The 16363-nt window shown below is 72.0% G+C and carries 14 protein-coding genes; 3 read left to right on the top strand and 11 right to left on the bottom strand.

Translation table 11 applies throughout. The features are described 5' to 3' along the window. Positions 1 to 18: 18 nt before the first annotated feature. The 4 genes from HHL19_RS12130 to glmS form a co-directional block, all read right to left on the bottom strand. The gene (locus HHL19_RS12130) at positions 19 to 864 is read right to left on the bottom strand and encodes a L,D-transpeptidase family protein (protein ID WP_346768293.1); all 846 of its coding nucleotides are present in this window, start codon (positions 862 to 864) and stop codon (positions 19 to 21) included. 90 nt (positions 865 to 954) lie between these two features. Further along, positions 955 to 2406: an NAD(P)H-hydrate dehydratase gene (locus HHL19_RS12125; protein ID WP_169088522.1), complete on the bottom strand. Its 1452-nt coding sequence runs from the start codon at positions 2404 to 2406 to the stop codon at positions 955 to 957. Between the two features lie 244 nt (positions 2407 to 2650). Next, the gene (locus tag HHL19_RS12120) at positions 2651 to 3019 is read right to left on the bottom strand and encodes a holo-ACP synthase (protein WP_169088519.1); all 369 of its coding nucleotides are present in this window, start codon (positions 3017 to 3019) and stop codon (positions 2651 to 2653) included. An 8-nt stretch (positions 3020 to 3027) separates the two neighbouring features. After that, positions 3028 to 4875: a glutamine--fructose-6-phosphate transaminase (isomerizing) gene (glmS, locus tag HHL19_RS12115; RefSeq protein ID WP_169088517.1), complete on the bottom strand. Its 1848-nt coding sequence runs from the start codon at positions 4873 to 4875 to the stop codon at positions 3028 to 3030. A 130-nt stretch (positions 4876 to 5005) separates the two neighbouring features. On the opposite strand from glmS, the gene coaA reads away from it, so the two are divergent. Both coaA and HHL19_RS12105 read left to right on the top strand, forming a co-directional pair. Beyond that, on the top strand, positions 5006 to 6031 hold the full coding sequence (gene coaA, locus HHL19_RS12110; protein ID WP_169088515.1) for a type I pantothenate kinase: 1026 nt from the start codon (positions 5006 to 5008) through the stop codon (positions 6029 to 6031). A gap of 2 nt (positions 6032 to 6033) precedes the next feature. Beyond that, on the top strand, positions 6034 to 6984 hold the full coding sequence (locus tag HHL19_RS12105; RefSeq protein ID WP_169088513.1) for a DUF389 domain-containing protein: 951 nt from the start codon (positions 6034 to 6036) through the stop codon (positions 6982 to 6984). A gap of 70 nt (positions 6985 to 7054) precedes the next feature. Here HHL19_RS12105 and glmM read toward each other — a convergent pair whose 3' ends face one another. The 4 genes from glmM to HHL19_RS12085 form a co-directional block, all read right to left on the bottom strand. Continuing rightward, entirely contained in the window at positions 7055 to 8413 is a 1359-nt protein-coding gene (gene glmM, locus HHL19_RS12100; protein ID WP_169088511.1) for a phosphoglucosamine mutase, read from the bottom strand. Positions 8414 to 8533: 120 nt separating this feature from the next. Continuing rightward, the gene (gene rpsI, locus HHL19_RS12095) at positions 8534 to 9046 is read right to left on the bottom strand and encodes a 30S ribosomal protein S9 (protein ID WP_030750225.1); all 513 of its coding nucleotides are present in this window, start codon (positions 9044 to 9046) and stop codon (positions 8534 to 8536) included. Positions 9047 to 9090: 44 nt separating this feature from the next. Further along, positions 9091 to 9534, bottom strand: coding sequence for a 50S ribosomal protein L13 (rplM, locus tag HHL19_RS12090; RefSeq protein WP_169088509.1), 444 nt, complete (start codon positions 9532 to 9534; stop codon positions 9091 to 9093). A 441-nt stretch (positions 9535 to 9975) separates the two neighbouring features. Continuing rightward, positions 9976 to 11598, bottom strand: coding sequence for an ATP-binding cassette domain-containing protein (locus HHL19_RS12085; RefSeq protein WP_206324746.1), 1623 nt, complete (start codon positions 11596 to 11598; stop codon positions 9976 to 9978). A 56-nt stretch (positions 11599 to 11654) separates the two neighbouring features. Between HHL19_RS12085 and HHL19_RS12080 the strand changes: the two genes are divergently transcribed. Further along, complete coding sequence (locus HHL19_RS12080) at positions 11655 to 12632, top strand: hypothetical protein (RefSeq protein WP_169088508.1); 978 nt, start codon at positions 11655 to 11657, stop codon at positions 12630 to 12632. A gap of 30 nt (positions 12633 to 12662) precedes the next feature. Here the strand turns inward: HHL19_RS12080 and HHL19_RS12075 are convergent, their stop codons facing one another. The 3 genes from HHL19_RS12075 to HHL19_RS12065 are packed head-to-tail and all read right to left on the bottom strand — an operon-like array spanning position 12663 to position 16152. After that, positions 12663 to 13946: an ABC transporter permease gene (locus tag HHL19_RS12075; RefSeq protein WP_169088506.1), complete on the bottom strand. Its 1284-nt coding sequence runs from the start codon at positions 13944 to 13946 to the stop codon at positions 12663 to 12665. Next, positions 13943 to 14632: an ABC transporter ATP-binding protein gene (locus tag HHL19_RS12070; RefSeq protein ID WP_169088504.1), complete on the bottom strand. Its 690-nt coding sequence runs from the start codon at positions 14630 to 14632 to the stop codon at positions 13943 to 13945. The genes HHL19_RS12075 and HHL19_RS12070 overlap by 4 nt, the downstream gene beginning before the upstream one ends. Further along, positions 14629 to 16152, bottom strand: a complete 1524-nt coding sequence (locus tag HHL19_RS12065) for a peptidoglycan-binding protein (protein WP_240981535.1) — start codon at positions 16150 to 16152, stop codon at positions 14629 to 14631. The genes HHL19_RS12070 and HHL19_RS12065 overlap by 4 nt, the downstream gene beginning before the upstream one ends. Between the last annotated feature and the right edge of the window lie 211 nt (positions 16153 to 16363).

Raw genomic sequence — 16363 nt, 5'->3', positions numbered from 1 at the left:
GCCCAGTCTCTCAGGTGGTCACAGCCCCGGCCGCTTGCCCCAGATGTAGACCCGGTCACCCTTGCGGAGGACCGACCACAGCTTCTCCGCGTTCTTGTAGGTCAGGTTCACGCAGCCATGGCTTCCGGTGGGAGTGGCGATGGCGCCGTAGACGCCGTGGAAGGCCTGGCCGCCGTCGAAGAACTGGGAGAACGGCATCGGCGTGTCGTAGATGGTCGACCAGTGGTCCTTGTGGCGCCAGTAGACGGAGTGCCAGCCGGTGCGGGTGCGGTAGCCGGCCCGGCCGCTGCGGATGTTGACCACGGCGTAGGTGATCTTCTTGCCCTTCTGCACCCACATCAGCTCGCGGTTCAGGTCGACGCAGGCGACGGGGTAGGAGCGGACGGGGCACTTCTTGGCGGCGTTGGGGTTCTTCCGCGCGGCGAGGAGTTCGGCGCGGGCCCAGGTGACGGGCCCGGCGTAGCCGTTGGCGGGCTTGATCTTCTGCTGGGTCTGGAAGGCGCGGATCGCCCGGCAGTCGGCGGCGGACTGCTTCCCGTCGACCTTGAGCTTCAGCAGCCTTTCGACCTGCCGCTGGTAGAGCCCCTTCTGGGCGGTGCAGGCGGCTTTGACGGCGTTGCGCGGGAGGTACTCGACGAGTTCGTCGACCTCCTCCTCCGGCGCGGGGACGGGGATCTCGCCGTCGGGGGCGGTCGGCGGGAGGACCTGGTCGGGGGTGTCCATGGGGTACTCGGGGAGCCCGGCGCCGGCGTTGCCGGGGACGAGGACGTCGGGATCGGTCTCCTCGGCGGAGGCGGAAGCGCCCCCGGCCAGCAGGGCGGCGGCGAGCAACGGCGGCAGGATGCGGTGTCTCCATCTGATCACCCGTCCATCCGAACCCGCCCCCGCCCGGCCCGGCACGCGCTGACCCCCGCCCGGAGCAACGGCGTTGGGCCGACCGGCGGCGCGCCGGGGTCAGGGCTCGCGCACGTCCTGCCAGGCGCCTGACAGGGCGTCGGCGACCTCGGTCGCGGTGATCGGCCCGCCCTGGCCCGCGGCCCGCCGGGCGGCGAGTCCGTGCAGGTAGGCGGCGCAGGAGGCGGCGTCCACGGGGTGGAGCCCTGCGGCGAGGAGGGAGCCGGCCAGGCCGGAGAGGATGTCGCCGGAGCCGGCGGTGGCGAGCCACGGGGTGCCGGTCGGGTTGACCCGCACGGGGCCGGTGCCGCCGGGCCCGGCGACCAGGGTGGTGGAGCCCTTGAGGAGGACGGTGGCGCCGTACCGGTCGGCGAGCTCGCGGACGGCGGCGAGCCGCCGGGCCTCCACGTCCGCCCGCTCGGTGCCGAGCAGCGCCGCCGCCTCGCCGGCGTGCGGGGTGAGCAGGGTGGGCGCGGACCGGTCGCGTACGGCGTCGGCGTCGAGGGCGCGCAGTCCGTCGGCGTCGACGAGGACGGGCACCTCGGAGGCGAGGACCTCGGCGACGGCGGCCTCCGCGCCGGGCCCGTCGCCGAGGCCGGGGCCGACGACCCAGGCCTGGACGCGGCCGGCCTTCTCCGGCGGCCCCGCGTGCACCAGGGTCTCCGGGTGGGCGGCGATCACCGCCTCGCGGGCGGGGCCCACGTACCGCACGGCCCCGGCGCCGCCGCGCAGCGCGCCCGCGACGGCGAGGACGGCGGCACCCGGGTAGCGGGCGGAGCCGGCGACGACGCCGAGGACGCCCCGCCGGTACTTGTCGCTCTCCGCGCCGGGCGCGGGCAGCAGCCGGGCCACGTCCTGGTGCTGGAGCGCCTCGGCGGCGGGCACGGAGGGGAGGGTGGCGGCGAGCCCGATGTCCACGAGCCGCAGGGCGCCCGCGTACTCCCGCGCCGGGTCGACGAGCAGCCCCGGCTTGTACGTGCCGAAGGTGACGGTCACGTCGGCGCGCAGGGCCTCGCCGGCGACCTCGCCGGTGTCGGCGTCGACGCCGCTGGGCAGGTCGACGGCGACGACGACCGCGTCGGAGCCCCGCGCGGCGCGGGCGACGGGCACGGCCTCGGGGCGCAGTCCGCCGAGCCCGCCGATGCCGGTGATGCCGTCGAGGACGAGGTCGGCGGCGGCCAGCGCCTCGTACGGGTCCTCGGTGACGCGTCCGCCGGCCGCCCGCAGCGCGGCGAGCCCGGCGCCGTGTGCGCGGGCGCCGAGCAGCACGGCGGTGACCCCGGCGCCGCGCCGGGCGAGCCGGGCGCCGGCGTAGAGGGCGTCGCCGCCGTTGTCGCCGCTGCCGACGAGGAGCACGACCCTGGCCCCGTACACCCGTCCCTTGCCGAGCAGCGAGCAGCAGGCGGCGGCGAGCCCGGCGGCGGCCCGCTGCATCAGGGCGCCCTCGGGCAGCCCCGCCATCAGCTCGGCCTCGGCGGCCCGGACGGTCTCCACGTGGTGAGCGGTACGCATGGGCAGCAGTCTGCCCCAGGTGAGGGGCGGCCGCCGGAGGAACGGCTTGACACCCCCACCCCCATAAACTTAGGTTTGCCTTACCTAACCGGGCTGGCCCCCGAATCGAGGACGGGGCCCGGCAGCGCCTCCCCGCAGCCGGGCCCCGCTCTCGCACCCATGGGCACCCGCTCTCGCCCCCGTAGGCACCCGCTCTCGCCCCCGTAGGCACCCGCTCTCGCCCCCGTACGCACCTACCGGCGCCTCAGCCCTCCGCGATCACCACCGCCGAGGCGACCCCGGCGTCGTGGCTCAGCGAGATGTGCCAGTGCTTCACGCCCAGCTCGGCGGCGCGCGCCGCCACCGTGCCGCGCACCCGAAGCCGGGGCTGCCCGGTGGACTCGGCGTACACCTCGGCGTCCGTCCAGTGCAGGTTCCCGGGCGCGCCCAGCGCCTTGGCCAGGGCCTCCTTCGCGGCGAAGCGCGCCGCCAGGGAGGCGGGGCCGCGCCGCTCCCCGCTCGGCAGCAGCAGCTCCTCCTCGACGAAGAGCCGCTCCAGGAGCGCCGGCGTCCGTTCGAGCGACGCGGCGAAGCGGTCGATCTCCGCCACGTCGATCCCCACCCCGATGATCATTTCTCTCCTCACTCCACCGTCACGGACTTGGCCAGGTTGCGCGGCTGGTCCACCTCGTTGCCCCGGGCTGTGGCCAGCTCGCAGGCGAAGACCTGGAGCGGCACCGTGGAGACGAGCGGCTGGAGCAGCGTGGGCGTGGCGGGGACGCGGACGAGGTGGTCGGCGAAGGGGACGACGGCCTCGTCGCCCTCCTCGGCGATCACGATCGTCCGGGCGCCGCGGGCCCGGATCTCCTGGATATTGGAGACGATCTTGTCGTGGAGGACCGAGCGCCCCTTGGGCGAGGGCACCACGACGACGACCGGCAGGTCCTCCTCGATCAGGGCGATCGGCCCGTGCTTCAGCTCGCCCGCCGCGAAGCCCTCGGCGTGCATGTACGCCAGCTCCTTCAGCTTCAGCGCGCCTTCGAGGGCCACCGGGTAGCCGACGTGCCGGCCGAGGAAGAGGATCGTGTCCTTGTGGGCGAGGGAGCGGGCGAGGGCCCGTACGGGCTCCATGGTCTCCAGGACCCGCTCGACCTCCTCGCCGATCCGCGCCAGCTCGCGGACCACGGCGTGGATCTCGTCGCCCCACTTGGTGCCGCGCACCTGCCCCAGATAGAGGGCGAGCAGATAGCAGGCGACGAGCTGCGTGAGGAAGGCCTTGGTCGAGGCGACGGCGACCTCGGGCCCGGCGTGCGTGTACAGCACGGCGTCGGACTCGCGCGGGATGGTCGAACCGTTGGTGTTGCAGATCGCCAGCACCTTGGCGCCCTGCTCGCGGGCGTGCCGCAGCGCCATCAGGGTGTCCATGGTCTCGCCGGACTGCGAGACGGCGATGACGAGCGTCCGCTGCCCGAGGATCGGGTCCCGGTAGCGGAACTCGCTGGCCAGCTCCACCTCGCACGGGATGCGGGTCCAGTGCTCGATGGCGTACTTGGCGATCAGGCCGGCGTGGAAGGCGGTGCCGCAGGCGACGATGACGACCTTGTCGGCCTCCCGGAGCACGGCGTCGGGAATCCGCACCTCGTCAAGGGTCAACCTCCCGTTCGCGTCGATCCGCCCGAGAAGGGTGTCGGCGACCGCCTTCGGCTGCTCGGCGATCTCCTTGAGCATGAAGTGGTCGTAGCCGCCCTTCTCGGCGGCGGAGGCGTCCCAGTCGACGTGGAAGGCCCGGACGTCGGCCGGCGCGCCCTCGAAGTCGGTGACGGTGACCCCGTCCCGGCTCAGCTCGACGACCTGGTCCTGCCCGAGCTCGATGGCGGACCGGGTGTGCGCGATGAAGGCGGAGACGTCGGAGGCGAGGAAGTGCTCCCCCTCCCCCACCCCGACGACCAGCGGCGAGTTCCGCCGCGCGCCGACGACCACGTCCGGCTGGTCGGCGTGGACGGCGACCAGCGTGAAGGCCCCGTCGAGCCGCCGGCAGACCAGCCGCATCGCCTCGGCCAGGTCACCGACGGACGAGAACTCCTCGGCCAGCAGATGGGCGACGACCTCGGTGTCGGTCTCGGAGAGCAACGCGTGCCCCCGCTCGGCGAGTTCCTCCCGCAGCGCGGCGAAGTTCTCGATGATCCCGTTGTGCACGACGGCGACCCGCCCCGCGTTGTCGAGGTGCGGGTGCGCGTTGGCGTCCGTCGGCCCGCCGTGCGTCGCCCACCGCGTGTGCCCGATCCCCACCGACCCCCCGGCCAGCGGCCGGTCGACCAGCTCCTTCTCCAGATTGACGAGCTTCCCGGCCTTCTTCGCCGCGGCCAGCCCCCCGTCCGCGAGCACGGCGACCCCGGCCGAGTCGTACCCCCGGTACTCCAGCCTCTTCAGCCCCGCGACGACCACATCGAGCGCCGACTGCCCACCGACGTATCCCACGATTCCGCACATGACGGCAGCCTACGGCCGAACCCCGCCCCCGGCCCGGACCCCGCACGGAGTCGGGGCCGCCGCCGTCCGCGGCTCGCCACGTGACCCACCCCACCCCCCACACCCCCCGCCGACCCGGGACAATGGGCGCGTGATCACTTCGCCGCCACGAAGCGCCAACGGCAACGGCAACGGCAACGGAGCCGGCACGGGGACCGGGGGGAGTCGTCGGGCGCCCGAGCCGACTCCGTACGTCGACCTCACCCGTGCCGAGTGGAGCGCGCTGCGCGACAAGACGCCCCTGCCGCTGACCGCCGACGAGGTCGAGCGGCTCCAGGGGCTCGGGGACGTCATCGACCTCGACGAGGTACGGGACGTGTACCTGCCGCTGTCGCGGCTGCTCAACCTCTACGTGCAGGCCACCAGCGGGCTCCGCGGGGCGCTGAACACCTTCCTCGGGGAGAAGGCGGAGCAGCGCGGCACGCCGTTCGTCATAGGGGTCGCCGGGTCGGTCGCGGTCGGGAAGTCGACCGTGGCGCGGCTCCTCGAAGCGCTGCTCGCGCGGTGGCCCGAGCACCCGCGGGTGCAGCGGATCACCACCGACGGGTTCCTCTATCCGATGGAGGAGCTGAAGGCGCGCGGGCTCATGGCCCGGAAGGGCTTCCCCGAGTCGTACGACCGGCGGGCGCTGACCCGGTTCGTCGCCGACGTGAAGGCGGGCAAGGACGAGGTCACCGCGCCCGTCTACTCGCACCTGATCTACGACCGGGTTCCGGGCGAGCAGCTCGTGGTGAGCCGGCCCGACATCCTCATCGTCGAAGGCCTTAACGTCCTCCAGCCGGCGCTGCCCGGCAAGGACGGCCGGACCCGGGTCGGCCTCGCCGACTACTTCGACTTCTCCGTGTACGTGGACGCCCGCGCCGAGGACATCGAGGGCTGGTACCTCAACCGCTTCCGGAAGCTGCGCGAGACCGCGTTCCAGGACCCGTCCTCGTACTTCCGCCGCTGGACGCAGGTCACCGAGGAGGAGGCCCTGGACTACGCCCGCACGATGTGGCGGACCGTCAACAAGGTGAACCTCCTGGAGAACGTGGCGCCGACGCGCGGCCGGGCGACGCTCGTGATCCGCAAGGGCCCGGATCACAAGGTGCAGAGGCTGAGTCTCCGTAAGCTCTGACCATGCTGCACCTGCGGATGATCGTCCCCCCGGATCGCACCGAGGCCGTGGTCGAGCTGATCGGGAGGACGGTCGGCACCGCCCACCTCGCCGTACTGCCGGGTGCGGCCCGGGACCCGTCCGGGGACCTCGTGCTGTGCGACGTCGCCCGCGAGGCCGGCGACGAACTCCTGCACGGGCTGCGTGAGCTGAGGCTCGATCAGGACGGGTCGATCGCCGTCGAGAACATCGACCTGTCGATGTCCGAGCGGGCCGACACGGCCGAGGAGGACGCCCCCGGCGAGGGCGCCGACGCGGTGCTCTGGGAGCAGCTGGCGACCTCCACGCACGAGGAGTCGACGCTCTCCTTCACGTACCTCGCCTTCATGCTGCTCGCGACGATGATCGCGGCCTGCGGCGTGGTCCTGGACAACGCGATCCTGATCGTGGGCGCGATGGCGGTCGGCCCGGAGTTCGGCCCGCTCGCCGGGGTGTGCACGGCGATCGTGAAGCGGGCCCCGCGGCTCGCGGTCCGCTCGCTGATGGCGCTGCTCGTCGGCTTCCTCGCGGCGATCGCGGCCACGACGGCGTTCAGTCTGCTGATGGACTGGATGGGCCTGTTCAGCAGGGAGCAGCTGGACGCCGAGCGCCCGCAGACGGCCTTCATCTGGCAGCCGGACCCCTTCTCCTTCGTCGTCGCCCTCCTCGCGGGCGCCGCCGGCACCCTCTCGCTGACCTCGTCGAAGGCGGGCGCCCTGGTGGGCGTGGCGATCTCGGTGACGACCGTCCCGGCGGCGGCGAACGCGGCGGTGGCGCTCAGCTACGGGGAGGTCGGCCAGACCGGGGGCTCGGTCCAGCAGCTGCTGCTCAACCTCCTGGGCATCATGCTCGCGGGCACCCTGACGCTCCTCGCGCAGAAGTGGCTGTGGGAGACCCAGCGCGGCAAGGTGAAGCGCCGGCTGCGCCGGGGCTGAGTCCCCGGATACGGAGAAGGGCCCCGCCGCACCGGAGTGCGCGGGGCCCTTCCCGTACCGCTCAGGAGGTTCAGCCGAGGGCGGACTTCACGACGTCGGCGAGGCGCTGCGCGACCGAGCGGGCCTGCTCGATGTCGGCGGCCTCGACCATGACGCGGACCAGCGGCTCGGTGCCGGAGGAGCGGAGCAGGACCCGGCCGGTGGTGCCCAGCTCGCGCTCGGCGTCGGTGACGGCGGAGGCGAGCTCGCCGGAGGTGGCGACGCGGGACTTGTCGACGTCCTTGACGTTGATCAGGATCTGCGGCAGCCGCTCCATGACGGAGGCCAGCTCGGCGAGGGACTTGCCGGTGGCGGCGACCCGGGCGGCCAGCATGAGGCCGGTGAGGGTGCCGTCGCCGGTGGTGGCGTGGTCGAGCACGATGACGTGCCCGGACTGCTCGCCGCCGAGGGCGTAGCCGTGCTGCTTCATGGACTCCAGGACGTAGCGGTCGCCGACCGCGGTCTGGAGGAGGGTGAGGCCCTCGCGCTCCATGGCGAGCTTGAAGCCCAGGTTGGACATGACGGTGGCGACGACGGTGTCACCGCGCAGGGTGCCGGCCTCGCGCATGGCGAGGGCGAGCACGGCGAGGATCTGGTCGCCGTCCACCTCGGCGCCGGTGTGGTCGACGGCGAGGCAGCGGTCGGCGTCGCCGTCGTGGGCGATGCCGAGGTCGGCGCCGTGCTCGACGACGGCGGCCTTGAGGAGCTCCAGGTGGGTGGAGCCGCAGCCGTCGTTGATGTTGAGGCCGTCGGGGGCGGCGCCGATGGTGACGACCTGGGCGCCGGCGCGGGTGAAGGCCTCGGGCGAGACGCGGGCGGCGGCGCCGTGGGCCTCGTCGAGGACGATCTTCAGGCCGTCGAGGCGGTTGGGCAGCACGCCGAGGAGGTGGGCGACGTACGTCTCGAAGCCCTCGGTGTAGTCGCGGACGCGGCCGACGCCGGCACCGGTCGGGCGGTCCCACGGGGCACCGGTGCGGTGCTCCTCGTAGACGGCCTCGATCTTGTCCTCCAGGTCGTCGGCGAGCTTGTGGCCGCCGCGGGCGAAGAACTTGATGCCGTTGTCGGGCATGGCGTTGTGGCTGGCGGAGAGCATCACGCCGAGGTCGGCGCCGAGGACGCCGGTGAGGTGGGCGACGGCCGGGGTCGGCAGGACGCCGACGCGCAGCACGTCGACGCCGGCGCTGGCGAGACCGGCGACGACCGCGGCCTCCAGGAACTCTCCGGACGCCCGCGGGTCCCGTCCGACCACGGCCGTCGGCCGATGGCCCTCGAAGGTCCCCGCTTCGGCGAGCACGTGCGCCGCCGCGACCGACAGGCCGAGCGCGAGCTCCGCCGTCAGGTCGGCGTTGGCTACGCCGCGTACGCCGTCGGTGCCGAAGAGTCGTCCCACAGCTGTCCTCCGAAAATGCGTGCCCAAAGACTGGAAGGTGAAAAAGGTTGAGAAAAAACGTACGCCCCGACGGCACGCGCAGTGCGCCGGGGCGTACGAACAAGCAGTGCGAGCAGGCGATTAACGCTTGCTGTACTGCGGAGCCTTGCGGGCCTTCTTGAGACCGGCCTTCTTCCGCTCGACCGCGCGGTCGTCACGGGAGAGGAAGCCGGCCTTCTTCAGCGCCGGGCGGTTGTTCTCGACGTCGGCCTCGTTCAGGGCACGGGCCACGCCGAGGCGCAGGGCGCCGGCCTGGCCGGAGACACCGCCACCGGCGATGCGGGCGATGACGTCGTAGCGGTTGTCGAGCTCGAGCACCTTGAAGGGCTCGTTGACTTCCTGCTGGTGGACCTTGTTCGGGAAGTAGTCCTCGAGCGTACGCCCGTTGATCTTCCACTTGCCGGTGCCCGGGACGATCCGGACGCGGGCGATGGCGTTCTTGCGACGGCCCAGGCCGGCGGCCGGCTGCGGGTCGCCGAAGCGGGACGCGAGGGACTCGGAGGTGTAGTCACCCTCGACGATCTCGGTCTCGGTGGTGTACTCCTCGACGCCCTCGAACTCGTCGACGGGGGTCTCGGGGGTGGTCTCGGCCACGATGCTCCTCAGATTTCTTTCGTTCTTAGGGGGTGTGGCCGGAACTACTGCGCGACCTGGGTGATCTCGAACGGGACCGGCTGCTGGGCAGCGTGCGGGTGCTCGGCGCCCGCGTAGACCTTCAGCTTCGAGAGCATCTGACGGCCCAGGGTGTTCTTGGGGATCATGCCCTTGATGGCCTTCTCGACAGCCTTCTCGGGGTTCTTGTCGAGCAGCTCGTCGTAACGGACGGAGCGCAGACCACCCGGGAAGCCGGAGTGGCGGTACGCCATCTTCTGGGTCTTCTTGTTGCCGGACAGGTGAACCTTGTCGGCGTTGATGATGATGACGAAGTCGCCCATGTCCATGTGGGGGGCGTAGACCGGCTTGTGCTTGCCTCGCAGGAGGTTCGCAGCCGTCGTCGCCAGACGGCCCAGGACGATGTCCTGCGCGTCGATGATGTGCCACTGGCGAGTGACATCGCCGGGCTTGGGGCTGTACGTACGCACTTCGTAGCCTTCGCTTCTTCAGTGGATGGAGTCCAGACACACCTGAAGCGATCATGCAGCTGGGGCCTGCACTGCCGGGTCACCGCCCGTATGCGAGCCACTGGTAACTGCTCCAGGGAACCTGCGCACGGCCTCTTCGCGTGAGAACGACGAAGCCACTACGCATAACAAACCGCAACAGTACCCGCGCCACCCCCGACGGGTCAAAATGCCACAGCCCCCCAGCTCAGCGCGCCCGCTCGACCAGGGGGGACCCCCACCTCGTCCCACACCGGCTCCGCGGACCCCGCTCCTGACGCCGCCCTCGCACGGCTCGGCCCCAGGGGGCCTCCCCGGCTTCGGCCGGCTGCGCCGGACTCCGCCCACCGATCGTCGGATGGACCTCGCCGCCATGCCGACCGCGCCGCCCGCCCGAACCTCCCCGTCCCGCCGACCGCCAGGTCAGCGCGCCCGCTCGACCCGCCGCTCGTCCCACACCGGCTCCGTGGTCTCCCTCACGACGCCGTCCGAGCCGAAGACCAGGTAGCGGTCGAAGCTCTTGGCGAACCAGCGGTCGTGGGTGACGGCGAGGACCGTGCCCTCGTACGACTCCAGGCCGTCCTGGAGGGCCTCCGCGGACTCCAGGTCCAGGTTGTCCGTCGGCTCGTCCAGGAGCAGCGCGGTCGTGCCGGCCAGCTCCAGGAGGAGGATCTGGAAGCGGGCCTGCTGGCCGCCGGAGAGCTTGTCGAAGGGCTGGTCGCCCTGCCGCTCCAGCTCGTACCGCCGCAGCATCGACATCGCCGCGCCCCGGTCCTTGGCGTGCTCCGTCCACAGGATGTCGACGAGCGGCCGCCCGGCGAGCTCGGGGTGGGCGTGGGTCTGCGCGAAGTGCCCGGGGACGACCCGCGCGCCCAGCTTCCACAGGCCCGTGTGGGCGACCGACCCGTCGCCGGCCAGGAGGCGGAGGAAGTGGGACTTGCCGGAGCCGTTCGAGCCCAGGACGGCGACCCGCTCCCCGTAGAAGATCTCCAGGGAGAAGGGCTTCATCAGGCCCGTGAGCTCAAGGTTCTCGCAGGTCACGGCGCGGACGCCGGTACGGCCGCCGCGCAGCCGCATCCGGATGTCCTGCTCGCGCGGCGGCTCCGGCGGCGGACCCGCCTCCTCGAACTTCCGCAGCCGGGTCTGCGCCGCCGCGTACCGGGACGCCATCTCGTGGCTGACCGCGGCCGCCTGCCGCAGGTTGACGACCAGCTTCTTCAGCTGCGCGTGCTTCTCCTCCCAGCGCCGCTTCAGCTCCTCGAAGCGGGCGAACCGCTCCCGCCGCGCCTCGTGGAAGGTGTCGAAGCCGCCGCCGTGCACCCACACGTCGGAGCCGCCCGCGCCGGGCTCCACCGCGATGATCTTCTGCGCGGCCCGGGAGAGCAGCTCCCGGTCGTGGGAGATGAAGAGCACGGTCTTACGGGTCTCCCGCAGCCGCTCCTCCAGCCACCGCTTGCCCGGCACGTCCAGATAGTTGTCCGGCTCGTCGAGGAGCAGCACCTCGTCGGTGCCGCGCAGCAGCGACTCCAGGACCAGCCGCTTCTGCTCGCCGCCGGAGAGCGTCCGCACCTGCCGGAACTGCGCCTTGTCGTACGGCATGCCGAGCGCGGCCGTCGTGCAGATGTCCCACAGCGTCTCGGCCTCGTAGCCCTGCACCTCGGCCCAGTCGGCGAGGGCCTGCGCGTACCTCATCTGCGCGGCCTCGTCGTCGACGGTCATGATCAGGTGCTCGGCCTCGTCGACGGCCTTCGCCGCCTCCCGGATCCGCGGGTGCGCCACGGAGACCAGCAGGTCGCGGACGGTCGACTCGTCCCGTACGGAGCCGATGAACTGCGGCATCACGCCGAGCCCGCCGCTGACGGTGACGGAGCCGCCGTGCGGCTGGAGGTCCCCGGCGATCATCCGCAGGAGGGTGGTCTTGCCGGCGCCGTTGGCCCCGACGAGCGCGACGACGGCGCCCTCCCCCACCCGGAAGGAGGCGTCCCCGAGGAGGACCCTCCCGTCGGGAAGGTAGTACTCCAGATGCGCGGCCTCGACGTGTCCCATGAGGTGCATTGTCACCGCCCGCGCCCGCTTCTCCCAAGCGGTTTAGGATGCGCGGCATGAGCTTTGGGGGACCGCAGTGGCCGCAGGAGCCGCAGCAGCAGGGGCAGCAGGGGCAGCAGGGGTACGGACAGCAGCAGCCGCAGCACGGGTACGGGTACCCGCCGCCGCAGCAGCAGCCCGGCTACGGACAGCAGCCGCCACCGTGGCAGCAGCCCCAGGGCGGCGGCGACGGCACCCCTGACTGGGGCGCCCTCGCGGACGCCTCCGCGGCCGGCAGCCGCCGCAGGCGCAAGCTGCTGATCGCCGGCGGGGTCGTCGCGACGCTCGCCGTCGGCGCGCTCGTCGCGACCGCCGTCGTCGCCACGAACAAGAAGAACGACGAGGCCAAGAACGGCGGCCCGACCCCCACGGGCTCCGTCACCGCGACGGCCTCCCCCACCCCCGCGCCGACCTTCTCCTCCGTCGCCCCGCCGCCCCCGCCGGACCCGAAGGACTACATCACCGACCCGAAGAAGGACACGGCGCCGCTGACCGCCGAGGGCCTCTTCCCCGGCACGAAGCTCACCATGTTCGGCCGCCCGTACAAGAAGGGCGCGACCTCGGCGACGACGAACTGCGCCTCGGTCACCTCGGGCGGGCTCGGATCGGTCCTGCAGAAGAACGGCTGCGAGCGCGTGCTGCGCGCCACCTACGTCAAGGACGGCGTGGCGATCACCGTCGGCGTGGCCGTCTTCCCCTCCGAGAAGGCGGCCCTGGCCGCGAAGAAGCAGGCCACCGGCGGCATCGCACCGCTCGCCGGCAAGGGCGTCGGCACCTTCTGCCACGCCACCGTCTGCCTGCGCCGCGCCAACTCGGTCGGCCGCTACGCCTACTTCACCCAGGGCGGCTTCGCGAACGGCAAGAAGGTCACCACCAAGGACAAGCCGGTCTTCACGGCCAGCGACGACCTCGGCACCTTCGTCTTCAACCAGATCTACGCCCGCGGCAAGAGCCAGGCGAAGGCGGCCGCCGCCGCCTCGGCCCCGCCCCGCTAGCCCGGCGGGGCCGGATGGGCTTCCCCCTGGTCAGCGCCGCAGCGCTTCGACCGGTTCGATCCGCGCCGCACGCCAGGCGGGATAGAGCCCGGCCACCAGGCCGGTCAGGAGACCGATAGCGGGAGCGGAGGCCACCGTCGCCGGGTGCAGGACCGGAGTCCAGTCCCGCGCGACCGCCACGCCGACGACCACGGCGGTCCCCAGGCTCGTACCGATCAGCCCGCCGAAGGCCCCGAGCGCGCCGGACTCGGTGAGGAACTGAGCCGTGATGTCCCGCGCCCGGGCCCCCAGGGCCCGGCGCAGCCCGATCTCGGCGGTCCGTTCAAGGACGGCGACCAGCGTGGTGTTGGCGATTCCGACGGCGCCGATGATCAGGCAGATCCCGGCGAGCAGCAGGAAGAGCTCACCGAGGTCGGACGAGACGTCGGAACGAAGCGTTCTGGGGTCGGGCGGCGGCACTGCCTTCACGTACTCCGGATGGTCCGGCCGGAGTGCGTAGGGCGCTTCCTCGCTCACCTGCCGGGCCGCGCCCATCCGCGTCGAGATCAGCATCTTGGCGCCCGTGGACGGGGCGCCCCAGATCCTCTCGGCCGTGGTGCGAGGCACGACGACGGAGAGGAGCAGGTCGGCCTTGCGCTCCACGTCCTTGACGATGCCGATGACGGTGAACGCCTCACCCCCGATGAACAGCGCGGGATGTGTCTCCAGGGTCGTGACGCCCAGTTGGGAGGCCAGCCCCGAGCCGATGAGCGCGACGGATTGCCCTGTCCGGTCGTGCCAGGGATCGAAGGTCCGCCCCTGCGACAGGACCGGGCGGGCGGCGTCGATCACCCCGGAGGAGGCGGCGAGCACCTGCATGTCCATACCGGCTCCGGTCCCGCCCCCGAACGGAACCGTGCTCACTTTCAGGGCCCGGTCGGGCTGCACCGTCCAGTAGACGCCCGCGTGCTCGACTCCGTTGAGCCGGCCCACCCGGCCGTCCGCATCCGGCGGAAAGGCCGCTCCGGCGAACTCGTTCTGCTCCTTGGCGACGTCCTCCACCGTCACCTCCGTCGCGGTGAGCACATTGAACCGAGCGTCGATCTGGGACGACGTGGTCGCCGTCAGCCCGAGGACGGCGACGAAAGAACCCACGCCCAGGACCGTGCCCAGCATGGTCAGGACGGAGCGCGCCGGTCTCTGCAGGACGCCTGCCACGGACTCCGCGATCAAATCGCGCGGACTGAAGCGGGAGGGGAGGACGGATGCCGCGTCTCTCCTCCTGCGGCCCTGGAGCCTACTCCGCTCGCTGAACCATCGGAGCGCCCGCCTCATACCGACACCTGCTCACTCATCACACCATCACGGATGGTGACGGTTCTGGCTCCGCGTGCCGCGACAGCCTGGTCGTGGGTGATGACCACCAGGGTCATTCCGTCGGCGTGCAGTTCGTCCAGCAGGGTCAGGATGGAGGCCGCGGTGGCGGAGTCCAGGTTTCCGGTCGGCTCGTCGCACAGCAGCAGCGACGGTCGGGACACCAGGGCGCGGGCGATGGCGACACGTTGCCGCTCGCCTCCGGACAGCATGGTCGGCAGGGAGTGCACCCGGTGCCCGAGCCCGACTCTTTCCAGTGCGTCACGCGCGGCGGCGCGGCGCCCCGCGCGCTCGAATCCGTTGTAGACCGTCGCGAGCGCGACGTTCTCAAGAGCGCTGCGGTGCGGCAGGAGGTGGAAGGACTGGAAGACGAACCCGATCCTGCGACCGCGCAGTGCCGTACGGTCCACATCCCTGAGCGTGCCCGTGTCCATACCGTCGAGCAGGTAGCTGCCCTGGGTGGGTACGTCGAGCAGCCCCGCTATGTTCAGGAAGGTCGACTTGCCCGATCCGGACGGCCCGACCACCGTGACGAACTCACCGCGCCGAACGGTGAGGTCACAGGGCTTGAACGCCTCCACCGGCGGCGGTCCTGGGTAGCTCAGACCTACGCGGCGGAACTCGATCACCGGTGCGGCGCCGCTCATTCCCCGCCCTCCCCGCCCCGCTCCGCCGCCGGTCCGGACCGCTCCCTCACCCCGACGACCACGTCGTCCCCCTCAGCGAGACGCTCACCGGCGACCGGTCGCACCTCCACGAAGCCGTCTCCCTGCGCGCCGGGGGTGACGCGTACGCGCTGCCGCCGGTCGCCGGGCCCGAGAACCGTGACGGTGGTCCGGCCGTCCGCGCCCGAGCTCACGGCCGATACGGGTACCACCAGCGCCTCGGATCTCGTTGCTGCGGCCTGCACCGTGAGCCGTACCTCCTGGCCGTTCAGAACCGGGGCGAGCTTCTTCTCGGGAGCGACGGTCATGAGGAAGCCCCGCCACTCCGGCCCGGTCGCGCCCGCGCCGTCCTGACCTGTGGCCGTCCCATCAGGGGTGCCGTCGGCCGGCTGTGCCTGCGCGACACGGTCCGCGACCGCGGCGACCTTGGCCGCCACCGTCTCACCGGACTCCTCGGAAAGGATCTCCACCTTCTGACCGGGCCGCACCAGGCTCTTCTGATGCGGCTGCAGATAGCCCTGGACGACCAGGTCGCCGGTGGAGGCGGTCAGTACCTTTCCCGTCACCTGTGAACCGACCTGGGCGGACACCGCGTCCACCCGCGCCGGGAAGCCGGGCATGAACACGACCTCGGACGCCGGCAGCATGGGGCCTGACTTCAGCCTGGCCTCCGCGAGCACACCGCGGGCCTTCACGAGATCCTCCTCGGCACGTTTGCGTTCCTGCCGGTCCGGATTCTCGTTCGCCGGGCGCTCGGCGCTCTTGTCGGCCGCGCCCGCCTCCCCGCCCCGCTCGCCCTCGTCCGCGGGCCGGCGGGCCGACCGGCGGACGTCCTCCAGGCGCCGTTCTGCGGCGGTCACCTCGTCCTGCGCGGAGGCGACCAGGGCTTCGCCGTCCGGCTCGGCCGGCTGCGGCGTGTATCCGATGCTCGCGTAGAAACCGGACAGCGCCCGCATGGTCCCCTGGCCGAACCGCCCCTTGCGGTCCGATCCGGTGGAGCGGCCGAGCTCGTTCAAGGCCCTCTGGAGCTGAGCCACGTCGTCCCCCGTGGCCCCGGGCTTCAGGTCCCGGTAGACGGGAAGCGTGCCCCGCAGCGCGAAGATCGGCCGACCGGAGACCTCCACCAGTACCCGGCCCGCCTGGAAAGTGCCCCCGGCCTTCACCCACAGCTTGGTGACGACCTGCTTACCGGCCCCGTCGGCGCCGGTTCCGGAAGGCGTCACGTCGACGGACTGCCGGGCGGTCACCTTCCCCCTGATGATGACGCTCTCTTCGAGGACCCGGCGTTCCACCGGCGCGGTCAGCACACTCGGCGGCGGTGCGGAGGTGTCCGCCGCCGCCTGGGCCGGCGACTTCACGACCTGTGCCGCGATCACCCCCGTACCGGACATGAGGACGGCACCGACTCCCACCACCACGACCCAGATCCGCTTCCCTCTGATCCCGGCCGAACGGCCCGCACTATTCGAGAGGTCGGATTCCGCTTTCCTCTCGGAGAACATGGTCTCCCCCTTCCCCCGGCATGATGGTCAATCCCTTCACTCATATCACAGCGAGGCAATCGCACACTCCGGGGAGAGGAAGCTCAAATCTAGCTCAAATAAGATGACGGATCGGCACGCTGCGTTGATAGGTTGATCACGCATCGACTGCACGGGGGGCGCATCGCAGCCATTCGGATGCAATGCGACAGGGGGACGTCCCGGGATGCAC

Source organism: Streptomyces sp. R302 (genome assembly GCF_012927245.1).
Taxonomy (GTDB): Bacteria; Actinomycetota; Actinomycetes; order Streptomycetales; family Streptomycetaceae; genus Streptomyces.
This window is presented reverse-complemented; position numbering and strand designations above follow the sequence as displayed.